General features: G+C 65.1%; 22 protein-coding genes. 6 read left to right on the forward strand and 16 right to left on the reverse strand.

Going from position 1 to position 17,132, the window contains the following annotated elements; genetic code table 11:
- Positions 1-7 precede the first annotated feature (7 nt).
- The 12 genes from AC2A04_RS04105 to AC2A04_RS04160 form a co-directional block, all read right to left on the reverse strand.
- Positions 8-355 (reverse strand): YbaN family protein, encoded by a 348-nt coding sequence (locus AC2A04_RS04105; protein ID WP_484211038.1) that lies wholly within the window; start codon positions 353-355, stop codon positions 8-10.
- Between the two features lie 16 nt (positions 356-371).
- On the reverse strand, positions 372-785 hold the full coding sequence (locus AC2A04_RS04110; protein WP_484211039.1) for a SufE family protein: 414 nt from the start codon (positions 783-785) through the stop codon (positions 372-374).
- A gap of 102 nt (positions 786-887) precedes the next feature.
- Positions 888-1,010: a hypothetical protein gene (locus AC2A04_RS04115; RefSeq protein ID WP_484211040.1), complete on the reverse strand. Its 123-nt coding sequence runs from the start codon at positions 1,008-1,010 to the stop codon at positions 888-890.
- Positions 1,007-1,231 carry a hypothetical protein gene (locus AC2A04_RS04120; protein WP_484211041.1) on the reverse strand — a complete coding sequence of 75 codons (225 nt, stop codon included), beginning with the start codon at positions 1,229-1,231 and terminating at the stop codon, positions 1,007-1,009. The genes AC2A04_RS04115 and AC2A04_RS04120 overlap by 4 nt, the downstream gene beginning before the upstream one ends.
- Positions 1,232-1,417: 186 nt before the next feature.
- Complete coding sequence (locus AC2A04_RS04125) at positions 1,418-1,660, reverse strand: hypothetical protein (protein WP_484211042.1); 243 nt, start codon at positions 1,658-1,660, stop codon at positions 1,418-1,420.
- Positions 1,661-1,673: 13 nt separating this feature from the next.
- Entirely contained in the window at positions 1,674-1,946 is a 273-nt protein-coding gene (locus tag AC2A04_RS04130) for a hypothetical protein (RefSeq protein WP_484211043.1), read from the reverse strand.
- A complete protein-coding gene (locus AC2A04_RS04135; RefSeq protein ID WP_484211044.1) occupies positions 1,943-2,281 on the reverse strand; it encodes a hypothetical protein in 339 nt (112 codons plus the stop codon). The genes AC2A04_RS04130 and AC2A04_RS04135 overlap by 4 nt, the downstream gene beginning before the upstream one ends.
- On the reverse strand, positions 2,281-2,562 hold the full coding sequence (locus AC2A04_RS04140; RefSeq protein WP_484211045.1) for a hypothetical protein: 282 nt from the start codon (positions 2,560-2,562) through the stop codon (positions 2,281-2,283). The genes AC2A04_RS04135 and AC2A04_RS04140 overlap by 1 nt, the downstream gene beginning before the upstream one ends.
- Positions 2,563-2,729: 167 nt before the next feature.
- A complete protein-coding gene (gene pspC / locus AC2A04_RS04145; protein ID WP_484211046.1) occupies positions 2,730-3,104 on the reverse strand; it encodes an envelope stress response membrane protein PspC in 375 nt (124 codons plus the stop codon).
- Positions 3,101-3,397 (reverse strand): envelope stress response membrane protein PspB, encoded by a 297-nt coding sequence (gene pspB, locus AC2A04_RS04150; protein ID WP_484211047.1) that lies wholly within the window; start codon positions 3,395-3,397, stop codon positions 3,101-3,103. Before pspB ends, pspC begins: the two co-directional genes overlap by 4 nt.
- A gap of 3 nt (positions 3,398-3,400) precedes the next feature.
- A complete protein-coding gene (gene pspA, locus AC2A04_RS04155) occupies positions 3,401-4,234 on the reverse strand; it encodes a phage shock protein PspA (protein WP_484211048.1) in 834 nt (277 codons plus the stop codon).
- Positions 4,231-4,440, reverse strand: a complete 210-nt coding sequence (locus AC2A04_RS04160) for a hypothetical protein (protein WP_484211049.1) — start codon at positions 4,438-4,440, stop codon at positions 4,231-4,233. The genes pspA and AC2A04_RS04160 overlap by 4 nt, the downstream gene beginning before the upstream one ends.
- A 121-nt stretch (positions 4,441-4,561) precedes the next feature.
- Here AC2A04_RS04160 and pspF point away from each other — a divergent pair, with 121 nt between their 5' ends.
- The 3 genes from pspF (at position 4,562) to recF (ending at position 6,956) form a co-directional block, all read left to right on the forward strand.
- Entirely contained in the window at positions 4,562-5,587 is a 1,026-nt protein-coding gene (gene pspF, locus AC2A04_RS04165) for a phage shock protein operon transcriptional activator (RefSeq protein ID WP_484211050.1), read from the forward strand.
- Complete coding sequence (locus AC2A04_RS04170) at positions 5,587-5,814, forward strand: hypothetical protein (protein ID WP_484211051.1); 228 nt, start codon at positions 5,587-5,589, stop codon at positions 5,812-5,814. The genes pspF and AC2A04_RS04170 overlap by 1 nt, the downstream gene beginning before the upstream one ends.
- A gap of 68 nt (positions 5,815-5,882) precedes the next feature.
- A complete protein-coding gene (gene recF, locus AC2A04_RS04175; protein ID WP_484211052.1) occupies positions 5,883-6,956 on the forward strand; it encodes a DNA replication/repair protein RecF in 1,074 nt (357 codons plus the stop codon).
- Between the two features lie 15 nt (positions 6,957-6,971).
- Here the strand turns inward: recF and AC2A04_RS04180 are convergent, their stop codons facing one another.
- Entirely contained in the window at positions 6,972-7,676 is a 705-nt protein-coding gene (locus AC2A04_RS04180) for an arylesterase (RefSeq protein ID WP_484211053.1), read from the reverse strand.
- Positions 7,677-7,768: 92 nt separating this feature from the next.
- Between AC2A04_RS04180 and AC2A04_RS04185 the strand changes: the two genes are divergently transcribed.
- The gene (locus AC2A04_RS04185) at positions 7,769-8,461 is read left to right on the forward strand and encodes an ABC transporter ATP-binding protein (protein ID WP_484211054.1); all 693 of its coding nucleotides are present in this window, start codon (positions 7,769-7,771) and stop codon (positions 8,459-8,461) included.
- A complete protein-coding gene (locus tag AC2A04_RS04190; RefSeq protein ID WP_484211055.1) occupies positions 8,458-10,995 on the forward strand; it encodes an ABC transporter permease in 2,538 nt (845 codons plus the stop codon). The genes AC2A04_RS04185 and AC2A04_RS04190 overlap by 4 nt, the downstream gene beginning before the upstream one ends.
- A gap of 101 nt (positions 10,996-11,096) precedes the next feature.
- Here the strand turns inward: AC2A04_RS04190 and AC2A04_RS04195 are convergent, their stop codons facing one another.
- The 3 genes from AC2A04_RS04195 to AC2A04_RS04205 form a co-directional block, all read right to left on the reverse strand.
- Positions 11,097-11,513 carry a DUF805 domain-containing protein gene (locus AC2A04_RS04195; RefSeq protein ID WP_484211056.1) on the reverse strand — a complete coding sequence of 139 codons (417 nt, stop codon included), beginning with the start codon at positions 11,511-11,513 and terminating at the stop codon, positions 11,097-11,099.
- A 50-nt stretch (positions 11,514-11,563) separates the two neighbouring features.
- The gene (locus AC2A04_RS04200; protein ID WP_484211057.1) at positions 11,564-11,980 is read right to left on the reverse strand and encodes a DUF805 domain-containing protein; all 417 of its coding nucleotides are present in this window, start codon (positions 11,978-11,980) and stop codon (positions 11,564-11,566) included.
- A gap of 140 nt (positions 11,981-12,120) precedes the next feature.
- Complete coding sequence (locus AC2A04_RS04205) at positions 12,121-14,814, reverse strand: TonB-dependent receptor (RefSeq protein WP_484211058.1); 2,694 nt, start codon at positions 14,812-14,814, stop codon at positions 12,121-12,123.
- Positions 14,815-15,257: 443 nt separating this feature from the next.
- Here AC2A04_RS04205 and typA point away from each other — a divergent pair, with 443 nt between their 5' ends.
- Positions 15,258-17,084: a translational GTPase TypA gene (typA, locus tag AC2A04_RS04210; RefSeq protein WP_484211059.1), complete on the forward strand. Its 1,827-nt coding sequence runs from the start codon at positions 15,258-15,260 to the stop codon at positions 17,082-17,084.
- Positions 17,085-17,132: the final 48 nt, after the last annotated feature.

A 17,132-nucleotide genomic window follows, 5' to 3' on the forward strand; every position in this document is an offset into this window, starting at 1 on the left:
GAGTGCGCTATTCGGCGCGGGTCCAGATCCATGTGCCGCTGAGCGCCATGACGCCTGCCGGGATGAGCACCCAGGGCCAGCCGGCGGTGACCGCCGTTACGGCTACCGAAACGGCCATGGCGAAAAGCGCGGCCTTCTTGGCGCGGCGAGGAATGGCGCGGCGGGTGCGCCATTCGAGCAAGGGTGGTCCCCACTTCGGATGGGCGAGCAGGCGCGCTTCCCACTGCGGGCTGCCCTTGGCGAAGCAGAACAGCGCGAGCAGCAGGAAGGGAACGGTCGGCAGCAGTGGCAGGAACGCGCCAACCGCGCCGATGCCGACGAACATCAATCCAAGCGCGGACCAGAACAGACGCACCGGCCCTGCCCGCCGGTCAGGCCGCAGCCGCGAGACGAGCGGCGTGTTCGCGCACGAGGGCGATCATGTTGGGCACGCCCTGCGTGCGGTTGGACGAAAGCTGCTTCTTGAGATCGAAGGGGCCGAGCGCTTCGGCGACGTCCATGGCGGCAACTTGCGCGGCGGGCTTATCCTGCACGGCGGCGAGGACCAGCGCGACGATGCCCTTGGTGATCGCGGCATTGCTGTCGGCCAGGAAATGCAGCGTGCCGCCCTGCCCCTGCGTGGGATAGACCCAGACGCTGGCAGAGCAGCCGCGCACCAGCGTTGCGTCGGTTTTCAGGGCGTCAGGCATCTCTTCGAGTTCGCGGCCGAGTTCAATCAGCAGGCGATAGCGTTCGTCGCCATCAAGGAATTCGTACTCTTCGAGAATGTCGTCAAGGCTGCGCATGGGCGGGCTTTAGCGAGCGTCTGCGCCTGCGTCCACGGCGGAACGCGATCAGCCCGAAAGTCCGCCCGGACGTGTCAGCGCGAACCAGATCACGTAAATCCACTAGAGCACGCCGTGGATCGCGGCCCACACGACAGACTTGTGCAGGCTCCACGAGATGGCAACGGCAATGGCGCTGCCAAGCCCGATCCCGGCGCGGGTCGCGCCCTCCACATGGCGGCTCACAGGTCCACGCCCGCAGCGATGGCTTCGAGCTTGCGCAGGCGTTCGCGCATGTCGGCAAGGTCGATCAGGCTGGCGGCATTGCCGAATTCGGTGCCGGTTTCCGCGCGTTCGAGTTCGAGGCGCTTGAGCGAGAGCCAGCCGTCCCAGCCGCGAAGGGCGGCGAGCGCGATCATGGCGAGGCCGGTCAGGGCGGAAAGCGACAAGACGATATCGGAAGTCATGTGGGCAACTCCCTGTTGCTGAAGGGTTTACTTTTGGGGCTTGTGTCTTTGCCAAATACTGAGGCCGTAAACCCACCCCCAGCCCCTCCCTTGAGGGAGGGGAGCGAGACTTGCGCATCCGCAGGATGCGTTAGTCGCAGCAGGGTGGGTGTGCTGCGGGATGTGTCTGCACGCCACACAATCGTTCTACTTCTCGCGCAGCGATTCAATTTCGCGCGAGAGGCGGTGGGTTTCGCCTTCGTCGGTGGCGATGCGTTCGAGCACTTCGAGGCGCTTGCGCATTTCGGCGACTTCGCGCTCGAGACTGGCGGTGTACGCCGGGTCGACCTCGGCAGGACCGGACGACGCGCCGGTCCTGTCGCGGTTCATGCGGATGTTGGCCCAAGCAATGATTGCGACAATGGCGACCAGAGCGCTCCAACCTGTCATGGCTTCATCTTCCTCAGTTGACCTTGATGTCGCGCAGCGATTCGATCTGCAGCGCAAGGTCGGTCTTGTTTTCGGTGGCGATGCGTTCGAGCACGCGCACCCGCTGTTCGAGCCGTTCGGACTGCGCGGCGTATTGCGCGGCCTTTTCGGCAGTCTGCTTCGAGAAGAGTTCCAGTTCCCGTTCGCGAAAGGCAAGGCGGCGCTTGTAGATGTCGGATGCGATGCCGAGCACGACCGGAACGACGATCACCATGAACACGAGCGCGATGATGAGGTCTTCGTTCACGGCTGGCCTCCCTGATTTGTGGTGGCCTGGACGCCAGTGGCCTGAATTCCAGTGACGCGCAGCGCCTCGATCTGCCCTGCCACGTCGAAACCGCGATCGGTGACGATGGCTTCGACGTTGGCGAGGCGCTGGTGGGTCGCGTCAAGCTGCTGGCGCAGCATGGCGTTCTCGTCGCGCAGTTTCACCACGGCTTCGTGGTCCGAACGGTCGGTCTTGCCGCCCCATTCGTCTTCCAGCGCGTAGCCATGGCGAGCGCGGATCCAGTTGTTGATCACCCAGCCGCCCGTCGAGATGGCGATGATCCACAAAACGAATTCCGGCCCAGCCCAGTTCATCACGCCCTCCGGTCTTCGAGCGCTGCACTGTCGCGGCGGAGCGCCTCGATCTGGGCCGCAGTGTCGAAGCCCTTGTCGGTGACGATCCGTTCGAGGACGCGGACGCGTTCTTCGAGTTCGCGGGTGTGGCTGGCGTATTGCGCGGCCTTTTCAGCGCTGAGTTCGGCGGTCGCGTTGATCTGCATCTCGGCGATCTTGGTGCGGTGCTTGGTCCAGATTGCCACGATCGGGATGCACAAGGCAACGATCGGGATCAGGGCGCCAAATTCTGCAGGTCCCATCAGTCAGTCCCTCATGAAGTGTTGTTGTGGCTATTGGTCCACAATTTATGCAGTGTCGTTGCGAAGGCCGGAGGCTGATGCAATCCAGAGCCGTTTCGTACTGCAATCTGGATTGCCGCGTCGGCTTTGCCTCCTCGCAATGACGAAGGCTGCTGGTTTTGCGCGCTTCAGCGCAGCTTTTCGATCTCGGCCGAAAGGCGCGGATTGCTGTTGACGTAGAAGCTCTCGACGTCGGCCAGGCGGCGGTCGATGTCGCGGAACTGGGCGCGCACCTCGCGGGCAGTGCGGGCGGGCGACTGGCGGACGCGCTGCCAGAACTGCTGCTCCTGCCGATCGCCGTAGAGATGACCGGGCTTCTTGCCGGCCAGCATGCCGAGCACGAAGTAGGCGATGAACGGCCAGCCCATCGAGAAGGCGAGGATCAGGAAGCCGAGACGGACCCAGAGCACATCGACCCCGGTGTAGTCGGCAACCCCGGCGCAGACGCCCATGAACTTGCCATTGACCTTGTCGCGGTAAAAGCGGGTGCGGGGGCTGTTCACTTCGAGGTCCTTCCCTGTTCGGCGAACATCCGGTCGAGTTCGCGCAGTTTCTGGTTGTCGGTTTCGCGGTCGTGCATGATGCGGGCGGGCTTGAACTCCGGGTTGTCCGAGGCGACGAGGCGCTCGACGGTGTCCATGCGTTCATCGAGGCGGCGGGCCAGCTGGTAGAGTTCTTCCAGCAGGTTTTCATCGCCGCTGGTCAGCGTGGCGGCGGTTTTCCACTTGGTGATGTAGTGGAAGATGATCCACGGCAGGCCCAGGACCACCGCGATTACGGGAATGGCGTCTTCCATGGCTCAGTCTTCCTTTCCGAGCGCGCGCTTCATGGCTTCGAGCTCCTCGTCGATCTTGTCCTTGCCGGCGAGCGCGGAAATTTCGTCCGCGAGGCTCGGCTTGCCGGTGTTGTCGGCCAGGCTCAGCGCATCGGCGCGGCCCTCGGCGTAGTCGACACGGCGTTCGAGCTGGTCGAAGCGGGCCATCGCCTCGTCCACGCGCTCACTGGCAAGCAGCGTGCGCAGGCGGACGCGGTTTTCGGCGCTTTCGAGGCGCGCGGCAATCGCGGTCTGGCGGCTGCGAGCTTCGCGCAGGCGGGTCTGCAGCTTCTCGATATCCTGCTCGTAGGCGCGCATGGCATCGTCGAGCACGGTGATCTCGGTGCGAAGCTGCTCGCCCATGTCGGCGGCCTTCTTCTTTTCGACCAGTGCGGCGCGGGCGAGGTCCTCGCGGTCCTTCGACAGGGCAAGCTGGGCCTTCTCCGACCAATCGGCCTGGAGGCGATCGAGCTTGGCGACGTGGCGGCCCATTTCCTTCTGGTCCGCGATGGTGCGGGCGGCAGAGGCGCGGACTTCGACCAGCGTTTCCTCCATCTCCATGATGATCATCCGGATCATCTTGGCAGGATCATCCGCCTTATCAAGCAAGTCGTTGAAATTGGCGGCAATGATATCGCGAGTCCGCGAGAAGATGCCCATCAGGTTTACTCCGGAGTTGAAGGACGAGAATGATTGCGAAGCGCGCGGACGATCACCAGAAGCCGGGTTGGTGCGCAGGCGCTCCAGTTCGGCATCGAGCCGCGTGGTGCGCGAAGCCTCCACGCGCTCGGGACGGATCGGGGTGAGGTCTTCGGTCATGCCAGTTCGCCGGTGATCGCAGCCGAGGATGCCATGACCGTGGGCACGGCGTCCACCTGCTGGGTCAGCGCGAAGCAGCACAGGACCACCATCGCACCGATGCTGGCGAGACTGGCGCGTCCAAGCTGGGTGGAGAAGAAGCGGGCGGTGTACATCATGCGGACCTTTCGGCGGTGTGTTCCGACCTGCGGGCCGGGGTTGTTCATGGTAGAGCAAGGGGTGTGCCAATTGCTCAGGACCGCAGATTTCCGGCCTTTTCGCCGCTTTATTCACCTTTAATGTTGGGGAATATTGCCGACTCTTGGGGAAATGCGCTATTCGTTGGGGATGGATCGGGAAGTTCAGTTCATCGGCCAATCGAGCGCCTTTCTCGACGCGGTCGAGCGGGCCAGCCGCGCCGCGCCGATGCGCCGCCCGGTGCTGGTGATCGGCGAGCGCGGGACCGGCAAGGAGCTGATCGCCGAACGCCTCCACCGCCTGTCCTCGCGCTGGACCGAACCGCTGGTGACGATGAACTGCGCAGCCCTGCCCGAGACGCTGATCGAGGCCGAACTGTTCGGGCACGAGGCTGGCGCGTTTACGGGTGCAACGCGCGCGCGGACCGGCCGGTTCGAGGAAGCGGACAAGGGCACGCTGTTTCTCGATGAACTGGGCACGCTGTCGATGGGCGCGCAGGAGCGGTTGCTCCGCGCGGTCGAATATGGCGAGGTGACGCGGATCGGATCGAGCAAGCCGGTGCGCGTCGACGTGCGCATCGTGGCGGCGACCAACGAGGATCTCCCGAAGATGGCCGAGCAGGGGCGCTTCCGCCCCGACCTGCTCGACCGCCTGAGCTTCGAAGTGATCACCCTGCCCCCGCTGAGAGTGCGCGAGGGCGACATCGCGGTGCTGGCCGACTACTTCGGACGGCGCATGGCCGCCGAACTGCACTGGGATGCGTGGCCGGGCTTTACCGCGCAGACCCAGCGCGCGCTGGAAGACTATGCGTGGCCTGGCAACGTGCGCGAGTTGCGCAACGTTGTGGAGCGCGCGGTCTATCGCTGGGACGACGCCGGGACGCCGATCGCGCATGTCCAGTTCGATCCGTTCGAGAGCGCATGGAAGCCGATTTCGCCCCCGCGCGCGGCAGAAATGGAAGGCCCCGCCCCGGCGCGCGCAGCAACAGCGCCCGATCTCGATGCGGTGACCGACCTGCGCAGCGCGGTCGAAGCGCATGAACGCTCGATCATCGAACATCACCTGGGGCGCAACCGCTTCAACCAGCGGCAGACCGCAAAGGCGCTGGGCCTCAGCTACGACCAGTTGCGCCATTGCATGAAGAAGCACGGGCTGATCGAACGGGGCACCGGCTGATGGAGCGCGAGATCTGGTTCCGCAAATGGCTGTGGGCCTACGTGCCGGTGCACTGGAAAGGGCTGGCGCTGATCTTCGGCGCGGTGCTGGCGGTCTTTGCGTGCTTCGCGCTGCTGGTGCTGGCCGCGCAGTACTGGCAGCGGCCCGCGATTGCCTTCACCATCGTGGTGCCGTTTATCTACATCCTGATCACCGCGTTGCGGATCGCGGCGCGGCACAGCGCTTGATCGGGAAGGCTCACTCCGGGTGAGGCTTCTTTCCACGAAGCACCAAACCCACTAACGCCACCACAGCCATGTCCCTCACTCGCCTGACCTTGCGCGATTTTCGCAATCATGCCGCGACGCGGCTCGAGGGGATGCGTGCGTTCAACGTGCTGGTGGGCGAGAATGGCGCGGGCAAGACCAATGTGCTGGAGGCGATCAGCCTGCTGGCGCCGGGTCGCGGCTTGCGTCGGGCGCAGCCGGTGGAGATGGCGGGGCGCGATGGCGCTGGCGGCTTTGCGGTGGCGGCCGAGATCGAGGACGGCGCGGTGCAGATCGGCACGGCGACCGATCCGCAGGCTCCCAACCGCCGCTCGGTGCGGATCAATGGCGCGGAAGGCCCGGCGGCGCGGTTGGCGGAGTGGCTTTCGATCACGTGGCTCACACCTGCGATGGACCGGCTCTTTGCCGAAAGCGCGGGGTCGCGGCGGCGGTTTCTCGACCGGCTGGTGCTGGCCCGCGAACCGGGGCACGCGCGCACGGCCACGCGCTATGAGAACGCGCTGAGGGAGCGCAACCGGTTGCTGGGTGAACCAGCGGAGCCGGACCCGGTGTGGCTCGACGGGATCGAGGCGCAGATGGCCGAGACGGGGGCCGCGATGGCGGCTTCGCGCGCGGCGCTTGTGGCCGATCTGGGACGCGAGCTGCAAGGCCTGCCCGATCAGCCGTTCGCCCGGCCGCTGCTCGCCTATGCCAGCGAGGTGCCAGTGGACGCTGAGGCCTTGCGCGCGCTCTTGCGCGAGGGGCGCAGGCGGGACCGGGCAGCGGGGCGATCGCTTGCGGGGCCGCACCGCGATGATCTGGCGGTGACGTTGGCTGCGAAGAACGCGCCTGCCGCAGACTGCTCGACCGGCGAGCAGAAGGCGATGCTGATCGCGATAGTGCTGGCCCATGCCGGGTTGACCGCGGGCGAGAGACCTAGGCTGCTGCTGCTCGACGAGATCGCGGCGCATCTTGATCCGGTGCGGCGTTCGGCGCTTTTCGAGCGGCTCTCGGAATCCGGCGCGCAAGTGTGGATGACGGGGACCGAGATTGCGCCTTTTGCCGAGATTGCCGGCACCAGTGCGGTCTGGTCGGTGCGGGACGGAGTTGTGGAGCGGGGATGAATACCTCCGTTCGCACTATTTCTTCATCGCCGCCTCGAGCGCTTCGGCCACCTGTGCCTGTGTGGCCGCGACGATCCGGTCGATCCCTTGAGCATTGGGGTGGACGTTGTCTTCGAGCATCAGTGTCTTCTGGCCGATCACCGGCTGGAGGAAGAACGGCACCAGCCCTGCCTTGTGCTGTCTGGCAAGTTCGGGCCAGATGCGGTTGAATTTTCCCGCATAATCCTCCCCCAGATTGGGCGCGGCGAGCATTCCGGTGAGGACGACCGGGATCTGCCGCTTGTCGAATTCGGTCAGGATCGCATCGAGGTTCTCGCGGGTCTGTTCGGGCGGGAGGCCGCGCAGCATGTCGTTGCCGCCAAGGCCGACGAGCGCGAGCGTGGGCTTCACGGGCTGGTTATCGAGCGTGAAGGCAAGGCGTTGCAGCGCGGCGGCGGTTGTATCGCCCGAAACGCCGGCATTGATCACGCGCGCCGGTATGCCGCCAGCGGTGAGTGCGGCCTCGAGGCGGGGCGGATAGCCCTCGCCCGGATTGAGCTGATAGCCGGCATAGAGGCTGTCACCGAAAGCGAGGATCACCGGCGCGTCGGCCGGGACCGGTGACGCTGCGGCCAGTGTGTCGGTTGCGGCAGGGGAAGGCTCGGGCGCCTTGTCAGGCGCGCAGGCGGCCAGCGGCAGCAAGAGGGGCAGCGTAAAGAGAGCAAGTTTTGGCGTGCGCATGGAACATCCATTGTCCACCCGTCCAGACGAGCGGCACTTTGTTACAATTAGGCAGGTTGCGCCCCGCAACCAATCTATGCCACCTGAGCCCGGTGACAAGCACCCCAAATCCGGTAATCGCCGCATCCGCCCTTACTCTCTCGCTCGGTTCGGGCGAGGCGAAAGTCGATATCCTGCGCGGGATCGACCTGTCCGTTAACGCTGGAGAAACGCTGGCGCTGCTCGGACCATCGGGATCGGGCAAGTCGTCGCTGCTGGCGCTGCTTTCGGGGCTCGACCGGGCAAGCAGTGGAACGCTGAACGTCGCGGGTGCGGATTTCACCACGCTGGACGAAGACGGGCTGGCGGCGGCGCGGCGCGGGCGGATCGGGATCGTGCTTCAGGCCTTTCACCTGCTGCCGACGATGACCGCGCTGGAAAACGTGGCGACGCCGCTGGAGCTGGCGGGAATGCCCGATGCCATGGCGCGGGCCGAGGCGGAACTCGTCGCCGTCGGGCTCGGGCATCGCCTGCACCATTACCCGGCGCAACTCTCGGGCGGCGAGCAGCAGCGCGTGGCGATTGCCCGCGCGCTTGCCCCAAGCCCGGCGATCCTGTTTGCCGACGAGCCGACCGGAAACCTCGATCACACCAATGGCGAGGCGGTGGCCGACCTCCTGTTTGCGCGCGCAGGACAGGTGGGCGCGACGTTCATCATGGTGACGCACGACGAGGCGCTGGCGGCGCGCTGCGGACGGATCGTGCGTCTGGCTGACGGGCTGATCGTATCGGACGCGGCAGCGTGAACCTGTCATGGCGTGCCGCATGGGCGCTGGCGCGACGCGGGCTGGACTGGCGGTTCAAGGGCCAGCGGCTGTTGCTGGTGTGCCTTGTGCTGGGCACCGCGGCGCTTTCGGCCATCGGCACGCTGACCGGCGCGATCGAGCGCGAACTGGCAACGCGCGGGCGCGAAATGCTGGGCGCGGATCTGGAGTTCACGCTGGCGGCGCGCCAGCCTTCGGCAGATGAGCGCGCGCGGATTTCCGCGATGGGTGACCTATCCGAAGGTGCGCGACTGCAAGCCATGGCGACCGTGCCGGGGGAAGAGGACCGTGCGACGCCGGTTGAGCTAAAGGCCGTTGACCGCAAGTGGCCGCTCTATGGACGCTTTACACTCGAAGGCGGCAAGGCAGCGGGCGCGCCGCAGGGTCTGACGGCGTGGATCGCGCCGGGGGTCGGCGACCGGCTGAGCGTGAAGGTCGGCGACCGCTTGCAGGTGGGCGAGGCCGTGCTGACCATTGGCGGGGTGATCGGCAGCGAGCCGGACCGGATGGCGGAGGGCTTCTCGCTCGGGCCCACGGTGATCGTCAGTCGCGAGGCGCTGGCGGCTTCCGCGCTTGTGCAGCCCGGATCGATGGTGCGAACGAAGCTGCGCGTGAAGCTGCCTGCAGGCGCCGAACCTGTGGCGCTGGGCGATGCGGTGAAGGCGCAGTTTCCTTTGGCAGGCTACGAAGTGCGCACGCGCGACAGTGCCTCGCCGGGGCTCGACCGGTTCGTATCGCGGATGGGGCAGTTTCTTGTGCTGGTGGCGCTGGCGGCGCTGGCAATTGCGGGGATCGGCATCGGCAACGGGGTGAATTCCTATCTCGAGGCGCGGCGCGGAAGCATTGCCACGCTCAAGATTCTCGGCGCATCGAGCGGCGACATCGCGCGGATCTACCTGATGCAATTGGCGGCGGCGTCTTGCCTCGCCATCATCGCCGGCCTGATCGTGGGCGTGAGCGTAACGCCGCTGCTCGGCAAGGCCTTGCAGGGGCTTTTGCCGATCGAGGCAGGGCTGGTGATCGACGCCGGGGCGCTGGCAATCGCGGCGGGCTATGGCGCGCTGATTGCACTGACCTTTGCCGCGCCGCCGCTGGTTCGCGCGCGGGATTTTCCGGCGATGGCGCTGATGCGGGCGCGGGTGAGCCCGCTAGGGTCATCGTGGCGCGCGGCGCTGCTGCCGGTGGCGGCGGGGCTTGCCGGCATTGCGGCGTTGGCAATCCTGACCGCGCCACAGCCGCTTCTGGCGGCAGGATTTCTGGGCGGCGCAGCGGTGCTGTTCCTGCTGCTGACCGGACTTGGGCGCGGACTGACCGCAGTTGCGGCGCGCCTGCCCCGGCCCAGGGGCGCGATTGCGCGGATGGCGCTGGCGAACCTGCATCGGCCCGGCGCGCAGACGTCGGCGCTGGTGGTGGCGCTGGGGTTCGGCCTTGCCGCATTCGTCCTGCTGGCGGGCGTGCAGACCAGCCTTGATGGCAACATCGTGCGCCGCGTGCCGACCAAGGCACCGGACTACTTCGTGCTCGATCTGCCGCGCGACCGCGTGGCGGCGTTTGAACAGGTGGTGAAGTCGGCTGCCCCGGCGGCGGAGTTGCGCACGGTGCCATCGTTGCGCGGGAGCATCGTCGCCTACGGACCGCAAAACGCGATGACGCGGGTGGCCGATCTCAAGGAAATTCCCGACAACGCCTGGCCTTTGCGCGGCGATCGCGGGCTGACTTATGCCGACGCTCTGCCCGAGGGCAATGTGCTGACGGCGGGCGAATGGTGGGCGGCTGGTTACTCGGGCGAGCCTCTGGTTTCGGTGGACGAGGACTTGCGCGAGGCGTTGGGGCTGAAGCTGGGCGACATGATCGGGGTGTCGATCCTCGGCGTCGAGCGGACAGCGCGGATTTCCAATTTCCGGCGGATAGACTGGGATTCGATGGGGTTCAACTATGTGCTGGTGTTCAGCCCCAACGCGATTGCCGACGCGCCGCACAACCTTGCCGCGACCATCGGCCTGCCTGCGGATGCCAAGACGCCTGCGGTGCGCCGCGCAATCCTGTCGGGACTGGTCAAGGCCCTGCCCTCAAGCTCGGTGATCGAGATCGGGCCAGTGCTGGGGCAGGCGCGCGATATCCTTTCGCAGATGGGCACGGCGATCCTTGCAGCGGCGAGCGTCGCGATCCTTGCGGGCATGGCGGTGCTTGCGGGCGCGATTGCAGCGGCGCGCGAGCGCAAGACCTATGACAATGTGATCCTGCGCGTGCTGGGCGCGAGCCGCCGCCAGTTGCTGGTGCTGCTGCTGGCCGAATATGGGCTGCTGAGCGCGCTGTTGGCGGGCGTGGCGCTGCTACTGGGCACGGGTGTTGCCTATGGCGTGATCGTGTGGCTGTTCGAATTCGACTGGCTTCCCGACTGGCCGCGCATCCTCGGCGTGCTGGGCGGAGGCGTCGCGCTGGTCATGGTGCTGGCGGTGGCAGGGTCGGTGGGGTTGCTGCGGACGCGGCCGGCGCAGGTGCTGCGGGAATTGTAAGTCCCCTCACCCAAGCGCCCGCTCGTGTCGAGCGAAGCCGAGACATCACGCGTCAGTGTCTCGACTTCGCTCGACACGAACGGAAGGGAGTGCACCGCCCCTCAGCTGAACACGTCTGCCGGTGACGGGTTCTTCGGATCGGGGCCGAAGCGGTTGGTGCCGCGCGTGCCGTCGAGGCACATCAGGACGAGCAGCGCGAACCAGCCGAACAGCGGGATCAGCCAGAGCAGCAGAAGCCAGCCGGTGCGGTCCTGATCGTGGAGGCGGCGGATCGAGACGGCGAGGCCGGGAACAAGGCTGACCAGCCAGAACAGGCCGCCGATCCAGCTTCCCGCGCCGACGAGGCGACTGCCATAGACGAAGGCGCCGTTGCCGGTAGTCACGTCGTTGGTGCCGAACGCCGCGTTGAGCACCATCATGACCAGAAAATAGAACAGCGCGAACGACCAGTATTCGCGGCGGCGCGAACGGCCGGTGAACTCGGCATAACGGCGGTAGGGCAGGATCATCCAGTTCATCATGGGTGCTCACGTCTGGGAGCGCGGCGCGAGGGCCGCGCTCCGATGGATCAGGCAAAGACGTCGGTGTTGTTCGGGTTCTTCGGATCGTTGCCGAAGCGATTGGGACCGCGCGTGCCTTCGATGCACATGAAAACGAGGACGATTATGCTGCCGACATATGGAATGAATGCCAGAAGGACCATCCATCCGGACTTGTCCTGATCGTGAAAGCGGCGGACCTGGACGGCGATGGACGGGATGAAGCTGCCGATGCCCCAGACCGCGAGGATCACGACGCCGAGCCAGAACAACGGCCCAGGCGTTGCATCTGCGCTGGCGTCCGCCGCCATGCCGCCAGCAAACATCAGCGCCATGCATCCCATCAACACGATGAACGTGAACAGCACGAACATCCAGTATTCCTTGCGCCGCGAGCGGCCCGTAAAATCGGCATAGCGCCGGTAGGGCATCAGCATCCATTCCATGATCGTTCCCCCTATGCTTTCCGCATCGTGGCGCGGACGGGCGAAAGGATCACGAAACGGTTTCTCCTGCAAGTATCGCCGGTACGAAAAAGGGGGCCGCGAAGCCCCCTTCTCCGTCCGGTATGGCGCTATTGGCGCAATCAGAAGTTGAACCGGGCCGACACGCCATAGGTGCGTGGCTGGTTGGGGTAGCCCGACAGCGAGCCCTGCTGGGCGGGGCTGTCGAAAATCTGCAGGAGGTTGCGGTTGTCGAGCAGGTTGCGACCCCAGACCGAGAGCGACAGGCCGTTCTGCATCTCGTAGGTCAGCGAGGCGTTGACGTCGTTGATTTCCTGACGGAATTCGCGCGCGGCGGCGAGCGCTGCGCTGACGTTGCGCGAGCCGTCCGGATTGCGGAAGATCAGGTTGGGCAGGCCTTCGATCAGATTGAAGGCCGCTTCATAGTGGTAGTCGGCGCGCAGGATCAGGTGATCGCCGCTGCCGATGGGCTGATCGTAGCTGAACGACATCGTGGTCGAGAGCGGCGAAACCCCGGCCGGCGTGGTGCCGCTGAGATCGCCAAACGCCGAAAGCTGGAAGGAATCGTACTTCGGATCGAGGTAGGTCATCGCCAGCGAAAGCGTCAATTCCTCGGTCGGGTGGACCGCGCCGTCGAACTCGATGCCGAAGACCGACTGCTTGCCTGCGTTGGCAAGGAAGAAGCCGGTGCCGGTGAAGATGTTGGACTGGAAGCCCTTGATCGACTGCTTGAACACCGCGAAGTTGGCCGAGGCGACGCCCCAGTTCCCCTTGAGGCCGAACTCATAAAGCGTAGAATCCTCGGCCAAGGCAAAGCGGCTGCCCGAGGAAAGGTTGGACACCGCCAGATTGCGGGCGCGAAGCTGGGCGAGGTCTGCACCGGTGGGGCGGCTGTCGCGCGAGAGGTTGACCGAAGCCGCCTTGTAGCCGGTCGAGTATGCGGCGTAGACGTTGACGGTGTCGGTCGCTTCCCAGGCGAGGCGCGCGGTGTAGCTGAAATCGCCATCGCTGATCTTGCCCGATTCCACCGCGTTGGGCACGTTCTGGAACGGCGGGAAGAACTGGAACGGCGTCAGGCCGAGCAGCGGGTTGAGCGCCGGGTTGGTCGAAGCGGCGGTCGCGCCGGTAACGATGGCCTGGAAGATCGGCGCGGTGGCCGCTCCGGTGGCGAAGGCCTGGACCGCGGCGGGATTGCCGGGGTTCACGCCGAAGTTGATCAGGCCCTGCGCGATTCCGCCGGCCCGGCCGAGCGCCACGAAGTCGAGGCCTGCAAAGACATCGTTCGAGGTCGTGTTGGTCGAGTAGTTCTTGGAATCGTGGGTGTAGTTGAGGCCGCCCGTGAGCGTCAGGCGATCGGCGATCTTGAAATCGAGCTGGCCGAAGAACGAGTAGGCCTCGTTCTTGAGCGCGTACTGTTCGTCAAGGCCCTGTCCCGGACCGAAGAAGGTGCCGCTGAGGTTGCGGCCGGTGAGCTGCGAGAGTTGTGCTTCGAGCGCCGGCACGCTGGTGCAGCGCGGGCTGCCGACGGCGCAGCCGCTGGCACCCTGAATGAGCAGGTTGGCATAAGGACGCGCGCGCGTGCCCCACGAGATTTCGTTCGACTGGTCCACCTTCTCGTTGAAGTAGAAGGCGCCGAGCAGGGCATTGACCGGACCGTCCCAGTTGGTGGCGGCGCGGAATTCCTGCGTGAAGGTCTTGAGGCGCAGATCCTGGAAATTGCGGCCGAGCAGGTCGACGGCGGTAAAGTCGGAATCCTGGTTCGTCACCGCGTTGGTGCGGCGATAGGCGGTGATCGAGGTCAGCGTGATCGGGCCGAGTTCGTAATCGATCTGGCCGGACAGGCCCCAGTTCTCGATTTCGTTGGTCGAGGCGAAGTTGTTGTAGATGACGTCGTCGAACTTGGCCGAGGGATCGTTGATCACCGTGTTCGGCGCGCCGATCGCCTTGATGGCAAAGCTGGGCGCGGCCTGGCGGATGTTGACGACGGCGCAGCAGTTCTCGTCGATCTTGCTGTAATCGCCGATCAGGCGGACCGAGAGCGCGGAGGTCGGCTCAAGCAGGATCTGGCCGCGCACGAACCAGCGGTTGCGCTCGTTCTCCTGCTCGCCGCTGCCGCGATCCTCGACGAATCCATCGCGACGGTTGTACCCGCCGGCAAGGCTGGCGGCGATCGTTTCGCTTATCGGGCCGGTGATCACGCCCTTGAGGACGAGCGCGTCGAAGTTGCCGTAGCTTGCCTCGACATTGCCGCCGAATTCGAACTGCGGCTTGCGCGTGACGAGCGAGATGACGCCGGCGCTGGCGTTCTTGCCGAACAGCGTCGACTGCGGACCTTTCAGCACTTCGACGCGCTGAACGTCGGGCAGGTCGGCGATCATCGAGGCCGAGCGCGAGCGGTATACACCGTCGACAAACAGTCCGACGGAGGGTTCGATGCCGGCATTGTTGGCGCCGTTGCCGAAGCCGCGGATGTAGAAGTTGGTGTTGGCCGAGCTTTGCAGCTGATTGACGCGAAGCGACGGGACGAGTGAGGACAGGTCCTTGATGTCGCGGATCTGGGCGCGTTCGATGGTTTCGGCGCTGGTCACGCTGACGGCGACGGGAATGTCCTGAAGGGTCTGTTCACGCTTGGTGGCGGTAACGATGATCTCGTTGCCGTCGGTCGCTTCGGGCACGTCTGCCGCGGGCTGGGCCTGCTCTTCGGCCTGGGGCGCCGTGTCCTGCGCACGGGCAGTGGCAGAGAAGGCCAGGGCGAGACCGCAGACGCTGGTGAGAAACACGGCCTGACCGGTGCGACCCGCAAAGTTCGGCTTCATATGTACATTTTCCCTTATGCATGACCGGCGAGGCCGGATCGCCCGCCAAGACGGAGCGATCACCTGATACCGGCAGGACATCCTTTTTCCCTGACGCCACCTTAAGTGCCAGCCCGGACAGCGACAATCCGAATGCGCGAAAACCGGACGTATTCGCATGCATTCTGATGCGATGTTGCAAAGTGGTCACACTCGTAACCGGATGACGCTACGTCGGCTTGGACACCCCGGGTTCAGGCAATCCGGGGCATGATGAAAACGCGTGTCCGCACTGGCCCTTGGCGTGATCGAGGAGGGGTTTGGACCGGATTGGTGGCCGGGGCGCGCGTTTCACGCGTCAGCGTGCTTGCCGCAACGCACAATAAAGAGTAAGCGCGCGCCGATATCGGAGCGGGCCACTGCTTGTGCCGAGCTTCTGAAGATTCCAACCGAAAGCCTGTTTCATGTCCGCCCAACAGCGCAATATCGCGATCATCGCCCACGTCGACCATGGCAAGACCACGCTCGTCGACCAGCTCTTCCGCCAATCCGGCACCTTCCGCGACAACCAGCGCGTGGAAGAGCGAGCGATGGATTCGAACGACCTCGAAAAGGAACGCGGGATCACCATTCTCGCCAAGCCGACGTCGATCGAATGGAACGGCATCCGCATCAACATCGTCGACACACCCGGCCACGCCGACTTCGGCGGCGAGGTGGAGCGCATCCTTTCGATGGTCGACGGCGTGATCCTGCTCGTCGACAGCTCGGAAGGCGCAATGCCGCAGACCAAGTTCGTTACGGGCAAGGCCCTTGCGCTGGGCCTCAAGCCCATCGTCGTGGTCAACAAGGTCGACCGTCCGGACGAACGCATCCAGGAAGTGCTCGACGAGGTCTTCGACCTGTTTGTCACGCTTGACGCCAATGACGAGCAGCTCGAGTTCCCGGTACTCTACGCATCGGGCCGCAACGGCTATGCCAGCACCGATCCGGACCGCCGCGAAGGCACGCTGGAGCCGATGTTCCAGATGATCGTCGACCACGTACCGCCGCCGAGCCTTGACGAAGATGCGCCGTTCACGTTCCTTGCAACCCTGCTGGATCGCGACAATTTCCTCGGCCGCGTCCTGACCGGCCGCGTTCAATCGGGTACGATCCGCGTCAACGATCCGATCCGTGCGCTCGACATGGATGGCAAGATCATCGAAACCGGTCGCGCCAGCAAGATCCTGACCTTCCGTGGCCTTGATCGCGTGCCGGTCGATGAAGCCAAGGCTGGCGACATCATCTCGCTTGCCGGCCTTGCCGTCGCCACCGTATCGAACACCATCGCCGCGCCGGAAGTGACCGTGCCGATCAAGGCCCAGCCGATCGATCCGCCGACGCTGTCGATGCGTTTTGCGGTGAACGATTCGCCCATGGCGGGCCGCGAAGGCTCGAAGGTTACCAGCCGCATGATCCGCGACCGCCTGGAGCGCGAGGCGGAATCGAACGTGGCCATCCGCATCACCGAATCGGCCGACAAGGACAGCTTCGAGGTTGCCGGTCGCGGCGAACTCCAGCTCGGCGTGCTGATCGAGACGATGCGCCGCGAAGGCTTCGAACTGGGCATCAGCCGCCCCCGCGTTCTGTTCCAGAAGGACGAGGACGGCAACCTGCTCGAGCCGTATGAAACCGTGATGATCGACGTGGACGACGAGCATTCGGGAACGGTCGTCGACAAGATGGCCATCCGCAAGGCCGAGCTGACCGACATGCGCCCCTCGGGCGGTGGCAAGACCCGCATCACCTTCTCGGCGCCTTCGCGCGGTCTGATCGGTTACCACGGCGAGTTCCTTTCGGACACGCGCGGCACCGGCATCATGAACCGCCTGTTCGAGAAGTACGGCCCCCACAAGGGCAAGATCGAGGGCCGCAAGAACGGCGTGCTGATCTCGAACGGCAACGGTGAAGCCGTGGCCTATGCTTTGGGACCGCTTGAAGAACGCGGCATCCTGTTCGTCGGCGTCGGTACCCCGCTGTACGAAGGCATGATCATTGGCGAGAACGCCAAGCCGGAAGACCTCGAGGTCAACCCGATGAAGTCGAAGCAGCTTACGAACTTCCGTTCGACCGGCAAGGACGACGCCATCCGCCTGACGCCGCCCAAGATCATGACGCTCGAGCAGGCAATTGCCTACATCGACGACGACGAAATGGTCGAAGTCACGCCGAAGTCGATCCGCCTGCGCAAGGCGATCCTCGACCCGAACGAGCGCAAGAAGGCTTCGCGCAAGAAGGAAGCGGCCTGATAATACAAAAAGGGCGGTCCCGATGGGGCCGCCCTTTTTCGTTGCGGC

Source organism: Novosphingobium sp. HNCC26DJ243, from assembly GCF_057180545.1.

Bases quoted from the DNA above. Each gene is read 5' to 3' on its own strand.
- AC2A04_RS04110 (WP_484211039.1), bottom strand. From the start codon at position 785: ATGCGCAGCCTTGACGACATTCTCGAAGAGTACGAATTCCTTGATGGC.
- AC2A04_RS04120 (WP_484211041.1), bottom strand. From the start codon at position 1,231: ATGACTTCCGATATCGTCTTGTCGCTTTCCGCCCTGACCGGCCTCGCC.
- AC2A04_RS04125 (WP_484211042.1), bottom strand. From the start codon at position 1,660: ATGACAGGTTGGAGCGCTCTGGTCGCCATTGTCGCAATCATTGCTTGG.
- AC2A04_RS04135 (WP_484211044.1), bottom strand. From the start codon at position 2,281: ATGAACTGGGCTGGGCCGGAATTCGTTTTGTGGATCATCGCCATCTCG.
- AC2A04_RS04140 (WP_484211045.1), bottom strand. From the start codon at position 2,562: ATGGGACCTGCAGAATTTGGCGCCCTGATCCCGATCGTTGCCTTGTGC.
- pspB (WP_484211047.1), bottom strand. From the start codon at position 3,397: ATGGAAGACGCCATTCCCGTAATCGCGGTGGTCCTGGGCCTGCCGTGG.
- pspA (WP_484211048.1), bottom strand. From the start codon at position 4,234: ATGACCGAAGACCTCACCCCGATCCGTCCCGAGCGCGTGGAGGCTTCG.
- AC2A04_RS04160 (WP_484211049.1), bottom strand. From the start codon at position 4,440: ATGAACAACCCCGGCCCGCAGGTCGGAACACACCGCCGAAAGGTCCGC.
- pspF (WP_484211050.1), top strand. From the start codon at position 4,562: ATGGATCGGGAAGTTCAGTTCATCGGCCAATCGAGCGCCTTTCTCGAC.
- AC2A04_RS04170 (WP_484211051.1), top strand. From the start codon at position 5,587: ATGGAGCGCGAGATCTGGTTCCGCAAATGGCTGTGGGCCTACGTGCCG.
- recF (WP_484211052.1), top strand. From the start codon at position 5,883: ATGTCCCTCACTCGCCTGACCTTGCGCGATTTTCGCAATCATGCCGCG.
- AC2A04_RS04180 (WP_484211053.1), bottom strand. From the start codon at position 7,676: ATGCGCACGCCAAAACTTGCTCTCTTTACGCTGCCCCTCTTGCTGCCG.
- AC2A04_RS04195 (WP_484211056.1), bottom strand. From the start codon at position 11,513: ATGAACTGGATGATCCTGCCCTACCGCCGTTATGCCGAGTTCACCGGC.
- AC2A04_RS04200 (WP_484211057.1), bottom strand. From the start codon at position 11,980: ATGGAATGGATGCTGATGCCCTACCGGCGCTATGCCGATTTTACGGGC.
- AC2A04_RS04205 (WP_484211058.1), bottom strand. From the start codon at position 14,814: ATGAAGCCGAACTTTGCGGGTCGCACCGGTCAGGCCGTGTTTCTCACC.
- typA (WP_484211059.1), top strand. From the start codon at position 15,258: ATGTCCGCCCAACAGCGCAATATCGCGATCATCGCCCACGTCGACCAT.